Annotated in this window: 23 protein-coding genes; 12 read left to right on the top strand and 11 right to left on the bottom strand. The window is 68.4% G+C overall.

Annotated elements, in window-relative coordinates; genetic code table 11:
* Nucleotides 1–105: 105 nt before the first annotated feature.
* The 6 genes from MKL11_RS27575 to MKL11_RS27600 all read right to left on the bottom strand — a co-directional run bounded on the left by MKL11_RS27575 (nt 106) and on the right by MKL11_RS27600 (nt 3,721).
* Complete coding sequence (locus MKL11_RS27575) at nt 106–702, bottom strand: GNAT family N-acetyltransferase (RefSeq protein ID WP_243949340.1); 597 nt, start codon at nt 700–702, stop codon at nt 106–108.
* Between the two features lie 185 nt (nt 703–887).
* On the bottom strand, nt 888–1,154 hold the full coding sequence (rpmA, locus tag MKL11_RS27580) for a 50S ribosomal protein L27 (protein WP_007568208.1): 267 nt from the start codon (nt 1,152–1,154) through the stop codon (nt 888–890).
* A gap of 64 nt (nt 1,155–1,218) precedes the next feature.
* Complete coding sequence (rplU, locus tag MKL11_RS27585) at nt 1,219–1,533, bottom strand: 50S ribosomal protein L21 (RefSeq protein WP_007568206.1); 315 nt, start codon at nt 1,531–1,533, stop codon at nt 1,219–1,221.
* A 177-nt stretch (nt 1,534–1,710) separates the two neighbouring features.
* Nucleotides 1,711–2,088, bottom strand: coding sequence for a hypothetical protein (locus MKL11_RS27590; protein ID WP_243949342.1), 378 nt, complete (start codon nt 2,086–2,088; stop codon nt 1,711–1,713).
* A 3-nt stretch (nt 2,089–2,091) separates the two neighbouring features.
* Nucleotides 2,092–2,988: an N-carbamoyl-D-amino-acid hydrolase gene (locus tag MKL11_RS27595; RefSeq protein WP_243949407.1), complete on the bottom strand. Its 897-nt coding sequence runs from the start codon at nt 2,986–2,988 to the stop codon at nt 2,092–2,094.
* Nucleotides 2,989–3,100: 112 nt separating this feature from the next.
* Nucleotides 3,101–3,721: a YceI family protein gene (locus tag MKL11_RS27600; protein ID WP_243949344.1), complete on the bottom strand. Its 621-nt coding sequence runs from the start codon at nt 3,719–3,721 to the stop codon at nt 3,101–3,103.
* Between the two features lie 168 nt (nt 3,722–3,889).
* Between MKL11_RS27600 and ruvA the strand changes: the two genes are divergently transcribed.
* From ruvA to MKL11_RS27645, 9 genes are all read left to right on the top strand, one after another.
* Nucleotides 3,890–4,507: a Holliday junction branch migration protein RuvA gene (ruvA, locus tag MKL11_RS27605; RefSeq protein ID WP_243949346.1), complete on the top strand. Its 618-nt coding sequence runs from the start codon at nt 3,890–3,892 to the stop codon at nt 4,505–4,507.
* Between the two features lie 239 nt (nt 4,508–4,746).
* Nucleotides 4,747–5,019, top strand: coding sequence for a bacterioferritin-associated ferredoxin (locus MKL11_RS27610; RefSeq protein ID WP_243949409.1), 273 nt, complete (start codon nt 4,747–4,749; stop codon nt 5,017–5,019).
* 44 nt (nt 5,020–5,063) lie between these two features.
* Nucleotides 5,064–5,561 carry a bacterioferritin gene (bfr, locus tag MKL11_RS27615; RefSeq protein WP_243949348.1) on the top strand — a complete coding sequence of 166 codons (498 nt, stop codon included), beginning with the start codon at nt 5,064–5,066 and terminating at the stop codon, nt 5,559–5,561.
* 145 nt (nt 5,562–5,706) lie between these two features.
* On the top strand, nt 5,707–6,504 hold the full coding sequence (gene dapB / locus MKL11_RS27620; RefSeq protein WP_243949350.1) for a 4-hydroxy-tetrahydrodipicolinate reductase: 798 nt from the start codon (nt 5,707–5,709) through the stop codon (nt 6,502–6,504).
* A 27-nt stretch (nt 6,505–6,531) separates the two neighbouring features.
* The gene (locus tag MKL11_RS27625; RefSeq protein WP_243949353.1) at nt 6,532–7,170 is read left to right on the top strand and encodes a 2,3-bisphosphoglycerate-dependent phosphoglycerate mutase; all 639 of its coding nucleotides are present in this window, start codon (nt 6,532–6,534) and stop codon (nt 7,168–7,170) included.
* Nucleotides 7,171–7,830 (top strand): alpha-ketoglutarate-dependent dioxygenase AlkB, encoded by a 660-nt coding sequence (locus MKL11_RS27630; RefSeq protein WP_243949361.1) that lies wholly within the window; start codon nt 7,171–7,173, stop codon nt 7,828–7,830.
* A gap of 36 nt (nt 7,831–7,866) precedes the next feature.
* Nucleotides 7,867–8,796 (top strand): DUF817 domain-containing protein, encoded by a 930-nt coding sequence (locus MKL11_RS27635; protein ID WP_243949363.1) that lies wholly within the window; start codon nt 7,867–7,869, stop codon nt 8,794–8,796.
* A complete protein-coding gene (locus MKL11_RS27640) occupies nt 8,793–9,194 on the top strand; it encodes a DUF2809 domain-containing protein (protein WP_243949365.1) in 402 nt (133 codons plus the stop codon). Before MKL11_RS27635 ends, MKL11_RS27640 begins: the two co-directional genes overlap by 4 nt.
* A gap of 76 nt (nt 9,195–9,270) precedes the next feature.
* Complete coding sequence (locus MKL11_RS27645; protein ID WP_243949368.1) at nt 9,271–10,239, top strand: hypothetical protein; 969 nt, start codon at nt 9,271–9,273, stop codon at nt 10,237–10,239.
* A gap of 149 nt (nt 10,240–10,388) precedes the next feature.
* Here the strand turns inward: MKL11_RS27645 and MKL11_RS27650 are convergent, their stop codons facing one another.
* Together MKL11_RS27650 and MKL11_RS27655 are read right to left on the bottom strand one after the other, a co-directional pair.
* The gene (locus tag MKL11_RS27650) at nt 10,389–10,811 is read right to left on the bottom strand and encodes a hypothetical protein (protein ID WP_243949370.1); all 423 of its coding nucleotides are present in this window, start codon (nt 10,809–10,811) and stop codon (nt 10,389–10,391) included.
* A 136-nt stretch (nt 10,812–10,947) separates the two neighbouring features.
* Entirely contained in the window at nt 10,948–11,757 is an 810-nt protein-coding gene (locus MKL11_RS27655; RefSeq protein WP_243949372.1) for a hypothetical protein, read from the bottom strand.
* 316 nt (nt 11,758–12,073) lie between these two features.
* Here MKL11_RS27655 and MKL11_RS27660 point away from each other — a divergent pair, with 316 nt between their 5' ends.
* Nucleotides 12,074–13,114, top strand: a complete 1,041-nt coding sequence (locus MKL11_RS27660) for an aspartate-semialdehyde dehydrogenase (protein ID WP_243949389.1) — start codon at nt 12,074–12,076, stop codon at nt 13,112–13,114.
* A gap of 442 nt (nt 13,115–13,556) precedes the next feature.
* Complete coding sequence (locus MKL11_RS27665) at nt 13,557–15,383, top strand: alkaline phosphatase family protein (RefSeq protein WP_243949391.1); 1,827 nt, start codon at nt 13,557–13,559, stop codon at nt 15,381–15,383.
* A gap of 121 nt (nt 15,384–15,504) precedes the next feature.
* Here the strand turns inward: MKL11_RS27665 and MKL11_RS27670 are convergent, their stop codons facing one another.
* From MKL11_RS27670 to MKL11_RS27680, 3 genes are all read right to left on the bottom strand, one after another.
* Nucleotides 15,505–15,801, bottom strand: coding sequence for a DUF2312 domain-containing protein (locus tag MKL11_RS27670; RefSeq protein WP_409565929.1), 297 nt, complete (start codon nt 15,799–15,801; stop codon nt 15,505–15,507).
* A gap of 101 nt (nt 15,802–15,902) precedes the next feature.
* The gene (locus MKL11_RS27675; protein WP_243949393.1) at nt 15,903–16,211 is read right to left on the bottom strand and encodes a DUF1244 domain-containing protein; all 309 of its coding nucleotides are present in this window, start codon (nt 16,209–16,211) and stop codon (nt 15,903–15,905) included.
* A 62-nt stretch (nt 16,212–16,273) separates the two neighbouring features.
* Nucleotides 16,274–17,038, bottom strand: a complete 765-nt coding sequence (locus MKL11_RS27680) for an N-formylglutamate amidohydrolase (RefSeq protein ID WP_243949395.1) — start codon at nt 17,036–17,038, stop codon at nt 16,274–16,276.
* Nucleotides 17,039–17,231: 193 nt separating this feature from the next.
* Between MKL11_RS27680 and MKL11_RS27685 the strand changes: the two genes are divergently transcribed.
* The coding region (locus MKL11_RS27685) for a glycerate kinase (protein WP_243949398.1) at nt 17,232–18,195 on the top strand (964 nt) is incomplete at its 3' end.

Here is an 18,195-nt window from a genome sequence, read left to right on the forward strand (position 1 = left end):
AAAGTCCGAAACCCTTCGGGACGTTGCTCCAGGATGCGGATCCGCGACCCGCACCGTTGTTCCGTCAACGAGCACCGGCAATCGCCGGTCTCGAAGCCGTCCAGCTCAGGCGGCTTCCGTCAGCGCCGCCTCGGCGGCCAGCGCCTGCCAACGCCCTCGATCCAGGTGGAACAGGTCCACAGGCAGGTCTGCGCCCCGGGCCGGGAACGGCTTCGTGCCGGTGCCGATCTGCGCGAACCCGCAAGCCTCCAGCACGCGCCGGGAGGCCGGGTTCTCCGTCCGCGCCGAGGATGCGAGGTCCGTCCCGCCCGCATAGGCGAAAAAGGCATCGCACAGGGCCCGCACCGCCTCGCGCATCAGGCCGGCGCCCCAATAGGGCTGGCCGAGCCAGTAGCCGAGTTCCGGGACGGTATCGGTGCCGGGGTGGATGCTGATCACGCCGATCAAGCTCGTCGGAGCCGAGCGCTTGGCCAGCGCGAGCGTGAGTCCCGCGCCGGCCGCGTTCTCGGCGCGGGCCTGCAGCACGAAGGTGTCCACCACGGGGGCCGGCAGCGGGTGCGGCACCCGCGCCAGCATCTCGGCAACAGAGCGGTCGCCGGCGAGCTTGAGGATCGAATCCTTGTCCTTCGCCGTCGGCCAGCGTAGCCATAGCCGGCGCGTCTCGATCCGGAAGACGTCGTCGCGGGTGAGATCGGGGAACATCGTGCCCTCGCAGGGCGGCGTTCCCGGCTCCGGGGCACCGCCTCAAGACGACGAAGGGGAGGATGGTGCCCCATCCTCCCCGGTGTTCCGTCCGATCCGTCCCGTCAGGGGCTCGGCATCGACGTCTCCGGTCCGGTGTGGGACACCGGGCGGGACGCCAGCTTCGCCGCTCGGGCGCCCGCCTGTTATTCCGCGGCCTGGGCCAGCGGGGTTACGGCTACGAAGGCGCGCCCGCGGCGCGTCTCGAAGCGGACATGGCCCGGGACCAGCGCGAACAGCGTGTGGTCCTTGCCCATGCCGACATTGCTGCCGGGATGCCATTTGGTGCCGCGCTGGCGCACGATGATGTTGCCCGGAATCACGGCCTCCGAGCCGAACTTCTTGACGCCGAGGCGCCGGCCTTCCGAGTCGCGGCCGTTGCGGGACGAGCCGCCTGCTTTCTTGTGTGCCATGGGATCTGCTCCGAATGCGTGTGGGTCGCGCGGATCGCGGGCCTCGCCTGGGGCCCGCGCTCGATCACGCGGAGATGCCGGTGATGCGCACCACGGTGTGGTGCTGGCGGTGGCCGCGCTTGCGGCGCGAGTTCTGGCGGCGGCGCTTCTTGAAGGCGATCACCTTCTTGTCGCGGCCGTGGCTCACGATCTCGCCCGTGACGCTGATGCCCGACAGGGTCGGCGCGCCGACCTGCGTCGCGCCCGCACCGTCGGCGAACAGGAGGACCTCACCGAAGGTCACGGTTTCACCGGCCTCGCCCGGCAGGGTGGCGATGGTGATGGTGTCGTTGGCGGCGACGCGGTACTGCTTGCCGCCCGTCTTGATGACTGCGAACATCGTTGCTCTCGTGTTCTCGAACGGCCTCCGGGGCGGCTGCCCCTGGACCGGCTTCTTGTTTGAAGTCATTGCGCGGGCGGACCCGGACAACGCGAAACGCGCGGACCTCGTCGAGGAGGCCGCGCGCCATGCCGGGTCAGTAGGGGCGGGGTCGCCCCGTGTCAATCCTGAAGCGGGTCAGCGGATCGGCGCGCCGGTGGCGAGAATGCCCTTGGCGACGCTGCCCTGCGGGCCGAACGCGGCCAGTGCCTGCGCGCACCACGCCTCCCGCCCGTCGACGGCGAGCTGCTGCCGGACCTGCGTGGCCCGGGTCCGCAGCTTCTCCTGCAGGGTCGCCTCCTGCGCCGCCACGACCCGGGTGGCGAGCCGCAGGGTCGTCAACTGGCCGGCCTTCACCTGGATGCCCGGGCAGGACTGCTCGGCGATGATCGTGGTCGCCGCCGCCTCGGCGTAATTGTCGAGGGGCGAGGAGGGCGCGGCCGCCGGCGCCGGGGGCGTCTGCGCGCAAGCGGGTCCGGCGAGCATCAGAGCCCCGATCAGCCAAGCACCGCGCAACGCTCAAACCTCCACGGTGGCGCCGACCTGCGCCGTGATTCGCCCGTAATGCTCCGGCCGGCGATGCCGGGCGAAATCGAAGATCGTGGTCTTGCCGAAGGCACAGGCGGCGACATCGCAGAGCGCCGTGATCAGCTCGTCGCCCTCGGTCTCGGCGCGGGCGATCACGGCGCCGTCCGGATCGACGATGATCGAGCCGCCCATCAGCGGATGGCCGTCCTCGATACCCGCCTTGGCGACGCCGACGACATAGGTGGCGTTCTGGTAGGCGCCGGCCTGCAGCGACAGGTCCGAGTGGAACAGGCGCTTGTCCACGCCCTCTGCGCCCTTCTGGCTGTTCACCGAGGGGGTGTTGTAGCCGATCATGATCAGTTCGACACCCTGGAGGCCGAGGCACCGGTAGGTCTCGGGCCAGCGCCGGTCGTTGCAGATCGCCATGCCCATCACGATCCCGGCGTTGCGCCACACCGGAAAGCCGAGATCGCCGGGCTCGAAATAGCGCTTCTCCAGGTGCTGGTGGCTCCGCTCGGGGTCGTATTCGCTGTGTCCCGGCAGGTGGATCTTGCGGTACTTGCCGACGATCCGTCCGTCCCGGTCTGTGAGGATCGACGTGTTGAAGCGACGCCCCTCCGCCGTCAGCTCGGCATAGCCGAAGCAGATCGCGATCCGGAGCTCGCGAGCCCTGGCGAAGAGCGGCGCCGTCGCCGCGTTCGGCATGTCGCGCTCGAAGAAGGCGTCGATCTCGGCCGCGTCGGTCATGTACCAGCGCGGGAAGAAGGTGGTGAGCGCCAGCTCCGGGTAGACCAGCATCGCCACGCCCGCCTGCGCCGCACGCTCCAGGAGCGCGATCATCCGGTCGACCACGCGGGCGCGGCTGTCCGCCCGCTGGATCGGACCCATCTGGGCCCCGCCGATGACGAGCTTGGTCACGTCGGGCGATCCTTCCTGTGCAATGCAGCGACCGCCGTTGCGTACACCGTGGCGGGGGCGTCCGTCACCTTGTGCGTGTGGATCAGGGCGCAGCCTTGAACTCGCCCTCGATGCGTAGGGTCACCTCGTCGCCGAGCGCGGGCAGGAAGGCGTTCACGCCGAAATCCGAGCGCTTCACCACGGCGCGCCCGTCGAAGCCGACGGTGTAGCGCTGGTCCACCGGGTGGATGCCGGCCTGGTTGAAGGTGGCGTCGATCGCCACCGGCCGGGTGACGCCGCGCAGGGTCAGGTCGCCGCTGATCCGCGCGGTGGTCGGGCTGGTCTGCTCGATCGTGGTCGCCGTGAAGGTGGCGCTCGGGAACTTGGTCGTGTCGAAGAAGTCCGGCGCCGCGAGATGCTCGTTCAGGCGTGCGCTGCCGGTGATGATCCCGGCGAGCGGCACGCTCACCTCCAGGCGGCTCTTGTCCGGCGCCTTCGGGTCGAGGTCGAGCTTGCCGGTCAGGCCGGTGAACTGGCCGTAATAGGTCGAGTAGCCGAGATCGCTGACCGACCAGGTGACCTTGCCGTGATCCGGATCGAGGACGTAGGCGCCCGGCCGGACCTGGGTCGGATCCTTGCTCGGCGCCGCCGCGGACGGATCGTCGGCCGCCCGGGCGGGGCCGAGGCACAGGAGGCCGATCAGGGCGAGTATGGGCGCGCGCATGGTCGTTTCCCGCTCGTCCGGCCGACTTTGATCCGCGCCGAGCTTGCTTGTCACCAAGCCTGGCCGTCGCGGCGCCCCTGATTTCACGAAGTGCCGCCGGGCTCAAGCGCGTCTGGCGGAGGCGCCCGCGCTTCTATAGGCATCGCCCCGACAGCGGACGGGCACAGAATGATCGGCAAGCTCAGGGGCGTGGTGGATTCGTTCGGCGAGGATTTCGTGATCCTCGACGTCTCCGGTGTCGGCTACATCGCGCATTGCTCGGCGCGGACGCTCCAGCGCATGCCCAAGGCCGGCGAGGCGGCGGAGCTGTCGATCGAGACCTATGTCCGCGAGGATATGATCCGGCTGTACGGTTTCCGCTCCGATGCCGAGCGGGAATGGTTCCGGCTGCTCCAGACCGTGCAGGGCGTCGGCGCGCGGGTCGCGCTCGCGATCCTGTCGGTGCTGGAGCCCGACGCCCTCGCCGGTGCCATCGCGACGGGCGACAAGGGCACGATCAGCCGGGCGCCCGGCGTCGGGCCGCGGCTGGCGGCCCGGTTGACCGCCGAGCTGAAGGACAAGGCGCCGGCCTTCGCGCCGGTCGACCCGGCGCTGCTCGCGCTCGCGGGCGCCGTGGAGGAGGGCGCCGCCCCCCGCCCGGTGGCCGACGCGATTTCGGCCCTGGTCAATCTCGGCTATCCGCAGGTGCAGGCTGCCGCCGCCATCGCCGCAGCCCTGAAGGGAGCCGAGGAGGGGGCCGAGGCCAAGGTGCTGATTCGACTGGGCCTGCGCGAGCTCGCCCGCTGAGCCCGGTTATTCCGCACCGCCGCCCCATTCCTGGCGGCCCGTGATGGGACGTGAGCGATTCGATCGAGGCGCTGTGATTTGCGCCGTCTTGACCCAACGCCCTAGCGGTGCCATCTCCGCGATGACCAGTAAGGCCTTGAAAAGTCTTCTACTTTTCAGTCGTTCTAATCTGGTAGGTCCCAATCGCCTTGCCCGACTCGTTCGGGTTCGGCTCGAGGAAGACGGGTTCTGCGGCGCGCATGATCGTCTGTTCTTGCAACGTCCTGTCCGATGGCGCGGTTCGCAGCTGCCTGTCGCCCGGCCCCGGCTGTCCCCGCACCCCGGCGCAGGTTTACGCTTGTCTGGGCTGCAGCCCGAAATGCGGGCGCTGCGCCCGGACGATCCGGGAGATCATGCGCAGCGCGCTGGGCGAGCCTGCGCCCGATCAACGCAGCCATGAATGCTCGACGGGTTGCGCGAGCGCTTGCAGTTTGGTTTTATTCCAAACTGCGGAGGACGGGATTTCGGCGTGACGCCATGACCCCCCGCGAGAATAGCTGTTAGGAGTACGGGGGCCATGAAGGGCGACACCAAGGTCATCGAGTACCTGAATCGCGGCCTGAAGAGCGAGCTGACCGCCGTTAGTCAGTACTGGCTGCATTTCCGGATGCTCAATGACTGGGGATATATCGATCTCGCCAAGTTCTGGCGCAAGGAATCGATCGAGGAGATGAATCACGCGGACCGGTTCATCGACCGGATCCTGTTCCTCGACGGCTTCCCGAACCTGCAGGAGCTGGAGCCTCTGCGAATTGGCCAGAACGTCCAGGAGATCATCGAGTGCGACCTCGCCGCCGAGAACGGCGCGCGCAGCCTCTATCTCAAAGCCGCGCAGTACTGCGAATCGATCAACGAGCGCGTGTCGAAGAACCTGTTCGAGGATCTGGCCGAGGACGAGGAAGGTCACATCGACTTCCTCGAGACCCAGCTCGAGCTGATCAAACAGATCGGCCTGCCGCTCTACGCGCAGAAGCATATCGGCGGCCTCGAGGCGATCGCCCCCGAGAAGGACTGAGCTGATCCGGGCACGCACGTCGCCCTCCTCAGAGGCGACGCGCGTGCCCGCGATCGGAGACGCTTCAGCGGACGGTTCGGCCCATTGATGGCGTCCCCGACATCGGCCAGGCTCGCCTGCGACGGAACGGCAATAGGAAAAGCGAATGCGGCTCGTAGTGGTCGGCGCGGACGGGCGCATGGGGCGGATGCTGGTGCAGGCGGTGGCCCAGGCCGAGGGCTGTACCCTCGCGGCGGCGATCGAGCGCGAGGGCTCGCCGACCCTCGGGCAGGATGCCGGCGTGCTCGCCGGGCTTCCGCCCCTCGACGTACCGGTGACCGACGATCCGCTCACGGCCTTCGCCACGGCCGACGGCGTGCTCGACTTCACCGCCCCCGCCGCCACCGTGCAGTTTGCCGAGCTGGCCGCCCAGGCCCGCATCGTCCACGTGGTCGGGACCACCGGCCTGTCGGAGGACGACCTCGCCAAGCTCAAGGCGGCCTCCTACCATGCGCGCATCGTGCGTTCGGGCAACATGTCGCTCGGAATCAACCTGATGGCCGATCTGGTGCGCCGGGTCGCCAAGGCGCTCGGCGACGAGTTCGACATCGAGATCGCGGAGATGCACCACCGTATGAAGGTCGATGCGCCCTCGGGCACCGCGCTGCTGCTCGGTGAGGCCGCCGCGGAGGGCCGTGGCGTCGACCTGAAGGATGTGCGGGTCTCGACGCGGGACGGGCATACCGGCGCGCGCCGGCCGGGGGATATCGGTTTCGCGACCCTCCGGGGCGGCTCCGTGGTCGGGGACCACAGCGTGATCTTCGCCGGTTCCGGCGAGTCCCTGACCATCAGCCATCACGCCGCCGATCGCGGGCTGTTCGCCGCCGGCGCCGTCAAGGCTGCGCGCTGGGCCCACCCGAAGCCGCCGGGTCTCTATTCCATGGCGGACGTGCTCGGGCTTTAGACCATCATCGAGGGATTCGATCCGACCATGGAGCGCCTGCTCGTCCTCGCTCGCCACGGCCAGAGCGAGTGGAACCTCAAGAACCTGTTCACCGGCTGGCGCGATCCCGGCCTCACCGATCGCGGCGTCGCGGAAGCGCGGGCGGCGGGTCACGCCCTGAAACAGGCGGGCTACGGATTCGACATCGCCTTCACTTCGGAACTCGTCCGGGCGCAGCACACCTGCGCGCTGATCCTGGAAGCGATGGGCCTCGCGGATATCGAGGTGGTCCGGTCGCAGGCGCTGAACGAGCGCGATTACGGCGACCTCGCGGGCCTCAACAAGGACGATGCCCGCGCCCGATGGGGCGAGGCGCAAGTTCATCTCTGGCGGCGCTCCTACGACGTGCGGCCACCCGGGGGCGAGAGCCTCAAGGATACCGGCGCTCGGGTCCTGCCCTACTATATCGAGACGATCCTGCCCCGGGTGATGGCCGGGCAGCGTGTGCTGGTCGCAGCCCACGGCAATTCGCTGCGCTCCCTGGTAATGGTGCTCGACCATTTGGGTCCCGACACCATCGCCGGCCTGGAGATCAAGACCGGCGTGCCATTGGTCTACCGCCTCGGGGCTGACACGACGGTCGCCGCGAAGGCGGTTCTGGCCCGCGACGACGCGACAGGCCGCTGATTGGCGACCGAACTCGCGCCGGGCCTGATCCACCATCCGGGTTTCCTGGATTCGGCGGCCCGCGCCCGCCTGGCCGCCGAGGTCGCCTCGGTGCTCGCGGCCGCGCCGCCCGTCACCCCGTGCATGCCGCGCACCGGAAAGCCGTTCTCGGTGCGGATGTCGAATGCCGGACCACTCGGCTGGGTCTCCGATCGAAGCGGCTACCGCTACCAGCCGGACCACCCGGAGACCGGCGCCCCATGGCCCGCGATCCCGCCGACCGCCCTGGCCGCCTGGGATGCGCTCGCTGGATTTCCGCCGCCGCCGGAAGCCTGCCTGATCAACCTCTACGGCCCGGACGCCCGGATGGGCCTGCATCAGGATCGGGACGAGGCCGATTTCTCGGCCCCGGTTCTCTCCCTGTCGCTCGGCGCGGCGGCCCTGTTCCGTTACGGCGGCCTCCAACGCTCCGACCCGACCCGTTCGGTCCGGCTTCTCCCCGGCGACGCCCTGATGATCGGCGGTCCCTCGCGCCTGATCCACCACGGGGTCGACCGCCTCTATCCGCAGACCGACCTGTTCGCCGAGAACCCGCTTCCGGGCCTTTTGCCGGCCGGAGGGCGCTGCAACCTGACGCTGCGCCGGGTCAATGCGAGCGTCACCGGAAAGCCATGTTCCTGATCCGCTGTCGCGATCCAGACCTTCTAGGGTGCAGCGGTGCGGCCAGCCATCTCCGAGCAACGGGAAAGCGCGGACGCTCAGTGGCCGCCTATCTCGCGATTTATCTCGGCCGAGCGCCGGCTGGCGGATTCTGTTGTCAGCCACGGATGCGTCACTGCGGCGATCTATGAGTTCCTGCGCTTTGGTGTGAAGCAGGGGTGGGCCTCCCTGTTCGGTGGCTTGCTGCTCGCGCTCATCATCGGGACGCGCTTGTTTTGGCCGGTCCATGCGCCGCTCGCCCGCTACGACGCACTGTTCCTTGCCGCGCTGGCGCTACAAGCGATCCTTATCACAACCAAGATGGAAACCTGGGACGAGGTCAAGGTGATCTTCATCTTCCACATCATCGGGACAATGATGGAGGTGCATAAGACCGCGATCGGAAGCTGGGTGTATCCCGAAGTCAGTTACTTTCGAATCGGTGGTGTCCCGCTGTTCACGGGTTTCATGTATGCCGCCGTCGGTAGCTATCTAGCGAGGGTATGGCGTTTGTTCGACTTCCGGTTCACTCGGCATCCGAATCAAGTAGCACTGTCCGTCTTGGCAGTGACAATCTACATCAATTTTTTGATCGATCATACAGGCTACGACCTGCGCTACGTGCTCATCGCGATCACAATGGCCCTTTTCGCACCGGCCATGATTCACTTCCAAGTTTGGCGATGCCATCGCAGAATGCCTCTGCTTCTCGGCCTTTTCCTCGTTGCCCTCTTCATCTGGTTCGCGGAGAATATCGGAACCTTTACCGGAACGTGGTTGTACCCGAACCAGAAACTTCACTGGTCACCTGTACCGCTCGCGAAACTTTCGTCTTGGTTCCTTTTAATGATCGTGTCCTATACCCTCATCGCGCGGGTAAACAGGATCGGCCGCTTGCGCGCGCCGCCCATCGCATCCCTGGCTTCGGCGCGGTTGACCATTCCATGAGCCGGACAGGCTGCCTCGGTGCTGCCGTCCTGCTCGTTGGTCTCGGCTTGCTGTTAAGGCTGCCGAACTGGAACCTGTCCCTGACGGTTCACCATTATGGCGGCGGCATTCTGTGGGGTGCGATGCTGTTCATGCTGGTGGCCGCCCTGCGGCCTCCACTCTGGCGTGTTCGAGGCTGCATGTTCGCCGCGAGCATCATCGCCGGCTTGATCGAATTAAGCCGCCTGTTGCACGGCGCTGAGCTTGACGCATTTCGGAGAACGCTGGCCGGTCAGCTTCTTCTCGGCAGGATTTTCTCTGCCTGGAACTTGGCGGCTTACGCTTGCGGCATCGGTCTCGCCGTCCTGTATATCAGGTTGCCAAGGAGCAATCGCTCGTCAACCTCATTGTCGGCTTGACAGATAATAGCGGCAAGCAGACCCATCGCACAAAGCGAGCCCGCGTGGGCCGTCGCGCGTGGAGAACCGGTTTCCGATGCTGGTGGGTAACCTGACGCTGCGTTTCGGGCGGGTTCTATCCCTGGCCGTCCTGATGGCCGGGCTCGGATCCGCGGCGCATGCCGCCGATCCGGTCTATCCGCCGGGGTCCCGCTTCGGCTTCGAACCGCCCGTCGACATGTCGCTGTCACGGCGCTTCTCGGGCTTCGAGCGCAAGGAGGGCGGTGCCACCGTGTCGGTCGTGGAACTGCCGCCGAATGCCTTCGCGGAAATGGTCAGCGGCTTCACCGACGCCAACCTCCTGAGCCAGGGCTTCGCGGTGGAGAAGCGCGAGGAGGTGAAGGTCGGCGACAACGAGGGCATGCTCTATACCGGCGAGCAGCCCGCCGATCCCAACGCCTCCGCGCCGGCGATCCGGAAATGGATCCTGGTCGTCGGCACGCCGACCGTGACCGGCCTGATCATCGCCCAGGCGCTCCCGGATGCCGAGACCGAGGAGACGATGCGCAAGCTGGTGACCGGCGTCACCCTGCGCGCGCCCCTGACCCTGGACCAGCAGGTCGAGGCGCTGCCGTTCAGTATCGGCGATCTGGCGGGATTCCGGCCGGTGCGGGTCCTCGCCGGCAACTCGGTCCTGCTCACCGCAGGGCCAAAGGACCAGATGCAGAATCTGGAGCAGCCGATCCTGGTGCTCGCCCAGGCGGTCCAGCAGCCGCCCACCGCCGAGCAGCGGGACGGCTTCGCCCGGGCGGCCCTGGCCTCGAACCAGACGATGAAGGATTTCGTCATCGAGCGCGCGCAGAGCTACCGCTCGAACGGTGTCGACTGGCACGAGATCGTGGCCCGGGCCGTCGACATGCCGACCAACGTCCCGGTGGTCGTCTCGCAGACCATCCGGTTCAATCCGGACGGATACCTGCGCGCCCTTGGCGTCGTACGCGAGGATCAGCGCACCGGCGTACTCGCCAAGTTCCGCGAGGTCGTCGACAGTGTACAGGTCAAGTAGCATCGCGCCATGACGGTGCGGGCTGCAGGGCTTCGTCCGACGTCCCGATTGCTCTCCCCATCACCAGCGAGGAAATCGGGCGGCCAAAAACGCAAAACGCGCGGACCCGAAGGTCCGCGCGTCCCGGATTGAAGAATAAACCGTTCCGCTCAGTAGGGGCGGCCGTACAGCGGAGAGGTCGGGTCGAGCCGGTCGACGAAGGACAGGTCGACGTTGCGGATCGCCGAAGACCGGGCGCCGATGAACGGGCCGTTGGTGATCGGGTCGGGCAGGGTGCCGCTGTCGAACCGGTCGCTTCGGCCGTAGACCGGGGTCAGCTGGTTCGAGGCCGCGATTAGATAGGGGTTCAGGGCCGGATTCCGCGAACCGCCGACGCCCGGAACGTTCGACGTCAGGGGCACGTTGCCGGCGTCGAGCCAGCTGCGTGGGCGGACGCGGATCGGGAGCGGACGGCTGACGCTGTAGACGCGACCGGGGCCGAAACCATCCTGGGCCTGGGCGGGCACGGTCGCCAGGGCGCCGAGGCCGGTGGCGGCGATGACGCCGAGAAGAGCGATCTTAAGCGAGCGCATGGCCAACCTTGTCTGTGAGTGCCACCAGTATGGCGATCGAAGCTTAACAGTTCGCCGCCTTTGATAGAACGACGCTTGAGTGGGGCTGTGGTTCCGCCAAAATGGCCGAGCTTCGGCGATTTGCCGTATTGTGGCCTCATTTTTTCGTGTGCGGCCTGCGGCGGCCAATCGATCCGGTCGGATGGGAGGCGTCCGCGACCGTCGCCACGATACATCCGCGGTCCGAACGCGGTGCCAGGAACGCCGCCGTCGCGCCGGGATCGGCCGGATCGTCGAGGCTGAGCGCGTCGATCATGCAGCCGAGCGTTCGCGCCTCGGGCGGATGGCCGAGCGGCGCACAGAGCCAGCCGTCGAGACGGAACGCGGTCTCGCGGCTGACGAAGCCCGTACAGGTTCGTTTCGCGGGGCCGCCGAGGGTGACGTCCAGAATCTCCACGGCGCCGAACTTGGTGGCGATCCGGCCAGCGGGCCCGGTCCGGATCACCGCCAGGAAGGGTCCGTCGGTGGCCGCCCTCCGGGCCAGCAGGATGAACAGGCCGGGCGCGACGCCGGGCGCGTCGCCGCGGGTCAGCGTCACGCGAAGCGCCGGCGCGTCGAGCGCCTCGAACGCGCCGCGTGCCAGCGCGTCCTCACGCAGGCCGGTGGCCGGATCGATCCGCGCGGCCGCGACCCGAACCGGGTCGAGACCGGGCTCGGCGAGCCCGAACCGGGCCGGTGCTGCGGCCGCAGCCGCTTTCGGCGCCGGAATCGACGGCATGAACGGACTCTCGATCCGCTCCGCCACCACCGGCACCAATGAAGGCGTCCGGGCATACAGGCAGAGCCCGGCGATCATCGCCGAGGCGACGACGAGGCGCAGGCCGAGGTCGATGAGCGACAGCTTGCGCCACCCCTCGGGCGTTCCGGGAACGCGCCCCGCCGCTGTGCTCGGATCGTCGGTCTGCATGATGTCCCGTGCGGACGGCCCCTTGCTTCGGCCGCCCCCGATCATCACCGCGCCGGGTTGATCACCACCCCCCAACCGGGCGTCATGCCCGGCATTCCCGCCACAGGGTGAATCGATCCTTGCGGCGGCCGCGCCGGCCTTGACAGCCTCGTCCCTTCGGCGCCTTGCTCGGAGAGGCCGTCGCCCCCACCTCGTGCGGGTTCGCGGCCGCGTCCGTTTGGCGGGCGCCCCTTCGGCGCGAACGATCCTTCGGCCGAGTTTGCTGGCAGGAGCGCGGCACCCGGATCGGTCGGGGCTTTCCGCGCGGAGACGAGAGATGGGTTACAAGGTCGCCATCGTAGGCGCCACGGGCAACGTGGGCCGTGAGATGCTGGATATCCTGGCCGAGCGGGCCTTCCCCGCCGACGAGGTCGTGGCTTTGGCCTCGCGCCGCAGCCAGGGCCAGGAGGTCTCCTTCGGCGACAAGACGCTCAAGGTCAAAGCCCTCGACACCTACGATTTCTCCGACACCGACATCTGCCTGATGTCGGCGGGCGGCGAGACCTCCAAGGAGTGGTCGCCCCGGATCGGCCAGCAGGGCTGCGTGGTGATCGATAACTCGTCGGCGTTCCGCTATGACGCTGACGTGCCGCTGATCGTGCCCGAGGTCAATGCCGACGCCATCGTGGGCTTCACCAAGCGCAACATCATCGCCAACCCGAACTGCTCGACCGCCCAGCTGGTCGTCGCCCTCAAGCCCCTCCACGAGGCGGCCACGATCAAGCGCGTCGTGGTCTCGACCTACCAGTCGGTCTCCGGCGCCGGCAAGGAGGCGATGGACGAGCTGTTCAACCAGACCCGCGCCGTCTTCACCGCCGGCGAGATCAAGGAAGGCGGCAAGTTCACCAAGCGCATCGCCTTCAACGTCATCCCCCATATCGATGTGTTCATGGAGGATGGCTACACGAAGGAAGAGTGGAAGATGGTCGCCGAGACCAAGAAGATGCTCGACCCGAAGATCAAGCTGACCGCCACCGCGGTCCGCGTCCCGGTCTTCATCGGGCATGCGGAGGCGGTGAACGTCGAGTTCGAGCGCCCGCTCTCGGCCGAGCGTGCCACCGAGATCCTGCGTTCGGCGCCGGGCATTCTGGTGATCGATAAGCGCGAGAACGGCGGCTACATGACCCCGCACGAGGCGGCGGGCGAGGACGCGACCTACATCTCGCGCATCCGCGAGGACGCGACCATCGAGAACGGCCTGAACTTCTGGTGCGTGTCCGACAACCTGCGCAAGGGCGCCGCCCTGAACACGGTGCAGATCGCCGAGGTGCTGGTGAACCGCAAGCTGCTCAACCGGGCCAAGCCCAAGGCCGCCTGACAGAGCGGCACTAGGAACGAAAACGGCCGCGATCGGAAGATCGCGGCCGTTTTCGTTTCGTGTGACCGCCGGTTGGAAGGCGCCCACCAGCCTCAATCGTCATCGCGAGCGCAGCGAAGCGACCCAGGGGCACGCGACGGTTGGAGATCGCGCGCCGCACTGGGTTGCTTCGCTGCGCTCGCAATGACGGCGCATGTTGAAAGACATACGCGTATGTCCCAGGTCATCGCAGTGTCTGCCAATAGGCTCGAGGCGGCCGATCCGATGTCTTCGCCCGTCTGCGCCGCAGTTCTTCAGGCGCTGATCGTCCGTTCAAGCAGTCGCGCGCATGCCTATTCGACGCGAAGCAGCGCGCCCGACGGCGGCGCAGGGCTCGTTCCTGTCACAGCGCTGTAATGTTCCCCGGCCACGCCGCAGCCCGGATCGGTCGGAGATTCTGGTTATGCGTCGCGTCATCATTGCCTGCCTCGTCGGATTGTGCGCCTCGGGCGCCGCTCGCGCCGAGACGCGACCTCACAACCTCGTCCTGTTCGTAGCCGACGGCCTCCGGGCCGGGATGGTGAATGCCCGGAACGCGCCGACCATGGACCGGCTGATGAAGACCGGCGTGCGGTTCACCAACACGCACTCGATGTTCCCAACCTTCACCATGCCGAACGCCACGGCCATGGCGACCGGCCACATGCTCGGCGATACCGGCCAGTTCGGGAACACGCTCTACACGGCCTTCCCGGTGCCCGGCGCCGGCGACAGCCTGACCCCGTTCCTGGAGAGCGACCCGGTGCTCGGCGACGTCGACGCGCATTTCGCCGGCAACTACCTCAACGAGGAGACGATCCTGAAGGCCGCCCGGGCCAAGGGTTTCTCCACCGCCAGCATCGGCAAGCTCGGACCGTCCCTGGTGTTCGACCACACCGAGCGCTCCGGCCAGTACAACATCCATTTGGACGACAGCACCGGCCGCGCCGGCGGGATCCCGCTGGGCGACGCGTTCCGCGCCCGCCTAAAGGAGGTCAACCTGCCGGACCAGGCGCCGACCCGCGGCGCCAACGGCCAGGCCGGCACCGCCGACACCCCCGGCACGGTCGTGGCCAATCTCGAGCAGCAGGCCTATTTCGCGTCCGTCGCCACCAAGGCGGTGCTGCCGCTGTTCAAGGACCGGCAGAAGCCGTTCGTGCTGGTGTTCTGGTCGCGCGATCCGGACGGGTCGCAGCACAATCACGGTGACAGTCTTGGGCGGCTGGTGCCCGGCATCAACGGGCCGACGAGCCTTGCTGCGATCCGCAATGCCGACGACAACCTCGCCGCCCTCCTGGACGCCCTGCGCGAGCAGGGGCTCGCCGACACCACCGATGTCGTCCTGACCTCGGATCACGGCTTCTCGACGATCTCGAAGGAGAGCGCCACGAGCCCCGCGGCCTCCGATACCTACAAGGGCGTGCCGGTCCGGCAGGTGCCGCCGGGTTTCGTCGCCATCGATCTCGCGCACGATCTCGGCCTGACCCTGTTCGACCCGGACGCGAAGGGCGCGAAGGTTGAGGCCGGCACCTTCCCGAGCCGGGCCAACGGCCTGATCGGCTCCGATCCGGCCAAGCCCGACGTGGTCGTCGCGGCCAATGGTGGCTCGGACCTCGTCTACCTGCCGAACAGCGACAAGGCGCTGGCCCGGAAGGTGGTCGAGGCCCTGTCCCGCCAGGATTACGTCAGCGGCCTGTTCGTCAGCGACGCCCTCGGCGCGATCCCCGGGACCCTGCCGCTCTCCGCCATCGCCCTCGACGGCTCGGCGATCACCCCGATGCCGGCGATCGTGGTGAACTTCCGCAGCTTCACCACGGGCTGCGCCGATCCCACCACCTGCGGCGTCGAGGTGTCGGACACCACCCTGCAGCAGGGCCAGGGCATGCATGGCAGCTTCGCGCGCTCGGATACCCGCAACGTCATGGGCGCCGTGGGTCCGAGCTTCCGCGGCGGCCTGGAGAGCGACATCCCGGCGAGCAACGCCGATCTCGGCAAGACTATCACGCGGATCCTCGACCTCGACATCCCCAACAAGGGGCAGCTGGTCGGCCGCGTCCTGACGGAGGCGATGGTCAATGGCCTCAAGCCGGCGGCCGAGCGGCACGTCCGGCGCTCGGAGCCGGATGCCGCGGGCATCGTGACCGTGCTGAAGTACCAGACCGTCGGGGAGACCCGGTATTTCGACGTCGCCGGCTATCCGGGCCGCACCCTCGGCCTCACCGACGAGACGCCCACCGCCGGCGGGCATTGAGGCCGAGCCCAGCGCGCAAGCCTCTGCAAAAGCGAAGGGCCGTACCCGACCAGGCACGGCCCTTCGCTTGTCCGATCACGCACAGCCGCCGCACCCGATAGCCGGTCCGGCGGCGCGAGCCCTACGCCATGCCGAGGGCCTGCATGTAGAGCTCCAGGATCGCCTCCTGCTCCTGACGCTCGCTGTGATCCTGCTTGCGGATCCGGATGATCGTGCGCACGGCCTTCGCGTCGAAGCCGCGGCCCTTCAGCTCGGCGAACACCTCCTTGATGTCGCCCATGATGCCGGCCTTCTCCTCCTCGAGGCGCTCCAGGCGCTCGATGAACTGCTTCAGCTCGTCGGCGGCGACGCCCTCGGACGACGAGACGTCGCCGCCGGGCCGTTGGGCCGCTGCGCTGGGCATCGAATGGGCGTTCATGGGGCTCTCCGGGATGCGCGGCGCGGTTGCGCCCTGGACCGTTGGTTAAGGGTCCGAACTTACCGGAAGCTTAGCCGATTCTCGCGGCCACTTTCCCCTGGTCAGTGATCCTTGGCCTGGGACGCGGCGAATCCCGCCTGCTGCACCGGGCTGGCCTCCTTCTGGTGCAGGGCTTTCCACTCGGCATACGGCATGCCGTAGACCGCCTCGCGGCTCTCGTCCTTGGTGAGCGCCACGCCCTTCTCGTCAGCGGCATCCTTGAGCCAGTTCGACAGGCAGTTCCGGCAGAAGCCCGCCAGATTCATCAGGTCGATGTTCTGCACGTCTGTGCGGCCGCGCAGGTGCGACACGAGCCGGCGGAACACCGCGGCTTCGAGTTCGGTCTGGGTCTGCGGTTCGATCTCGGGCATCGTCGGAAACGCTTTCCGGTTGAGGGTTGGTCGCACGGATCTCGGGATCGACCGGCTTCCGATCAAGCCGCGATCAGCGGGCGCAGGATGCGGGCGAAGCGTTCGGCCCATTCCTCCTGCCCGGCCTCGCCGACGATCAGGTCCTGGCGGATCTCGACGAGGGCGTTGGGCAGGCCGCGGACGGTGGCGTGACGGTCGATCGTGTCGCCCGGCAGGCCGCCGCCATAGGGCTGGTTGTCGCCCACCGTGAGCCCGGCCGGATCGGCTTCCAGGGCCGCGATCAGCGGCCGGGCAAAGCGCTCGTCGCGGTCGTACAGGATGCCGACCTGCCAGGGCCGCGCGATGCCGCGCCAGTAGGGCGTGAAGCTGTGCAGGGTCAGGATCGCCGGAGGGCGCCCGGCGGCCTGGGCTGCCGCGACCGCCTCATTGATCGCGGCGTCGAACGGCGCGTAGAAGCGCGCGATCCGCTCCTGCTTGCCGGCCTCGTCGATCCGGGCGTTGCCCGGCACCACGGCGCCGTCGGACAAGCGCATCACCAGGGTCGGATCGGACCGCCCGCGGTTCGGGTCGATGATCAGGCGAGAGAAGTTCGTCAGGATCGCCGGCACGTTCAGCCGGGCCGCGAGCCCGCGGGTCACCGCCGCAGCGCCGATATCGTAGGCGATGTGCCGGCCGAACTCGGAGTCCGGCACGCCGAGCGCGATGTCCGGAGGCACGAAGTTCGAGGCATGGTCGCAGGCGATGACGAGGCCGCAGGCGGGATCGCCGGGAATGATCTCGCACGGGTGCGGGGCCGGGGCGCGCGGTTCTGTCTCCGGACGGGTCACGGGGCTCCGAGGGTTCGGTCTGTGAGACGGCGCCGATCGCGCTTGCCGTGAGGCAGCGGCTCGGGCAGATCATCGGGTGAGGCCAGATGCCTACCAAACAACGTGCGCTCACGGCAAGAAACGGGCCCGCCGCCCACAACGCATGGGCGGGGATCGCACGCAAGAACCTGTAGTGAGGAGCCCGTCCGACGCCATGCCCGAGACCGTCCCGCCCATCGCCGATCCGGCCATCCTGCAGCAGCGCGCGCTCCTCGAGACCCTGCTGTATGCGGGCATCCGCGCCGCCCATCCGGACCTGTGCCTGCCCGCGCATCTGCCGCAGCCGAGCCCCGGCCGCCTGATCATCCTGGCGGCCGGCAAGGCGGCGGGGAGCATGAGCGCGGTGGCGAGCCGGTTCTACCGCCAGCAGCACGGTCTCGGCGACGACCGGATCGTCGGCCTCGCGGTGGCGCGCCACGGCTACGGGCAGGACGCCCCGGGCATCCACATGGTCGAGGCCGGGCATCCGGTGCCGGACGAGGCCGGCATCGCCGCCACCCAGGAAGCCCTGCGGCTCGCCACCGAGGCCGGCCCGGACGACGAGGTGCTGGTGCTGCTCTCGGGCGGCGGATCGGCCAACTGGATCGCGCCCGCCGGGGAGCTGACCCTCGCCGAGAAGCAGGCGATCACCCGGGCGATGCTGCGCTCGGGCGCGCCGATCGGCGAGATCAACACCGTCCGCAAGCACATTTCCCGGATCAAGGGCGGCCGGCTCGCGCTCGCGGCGCGCAACGCCCGGCGGATCCTGACGCTCGCCATCTCGGACGTGCCCTTCGACGATCCGGCGGTGATCGCTTCGGGCCCGACCGTGCCCGATCCCTCGACCCTGGCGGATGCCCGCGCGATCTGCGAGCGCCGGGGCATTCCGCTGCCGGAGACGGCGATCCGGCTCCTGAACGACCCGAACAACGAGACCCCGAAGGCCGGCGATCCCGCCTTCGCCCGGGCCGAATACCGCATCATCGCCCGGCCGATCGACGCCCTGGAGGCCGCCGCCTCGGCGGCCCGGGAGGCGGGCTACGAGCCGATCATGCTGGGCGCCGACCTTGAAGGCGAGGCCCGGGAGGTCGCCGCCGTGCATGCCAGCGAGGCCAAGCGCTACAAAGCCGCCGGCCAGC

It is taken from the genome of Methylobacterium sp. J-077 (genome assembly GCF_022829365.1).
GTDB lineage: Bacteria > Pseudomonadota > Alphaproteobacteria > Rhizobiales > Beijerinckiaceae > Methylobacterium.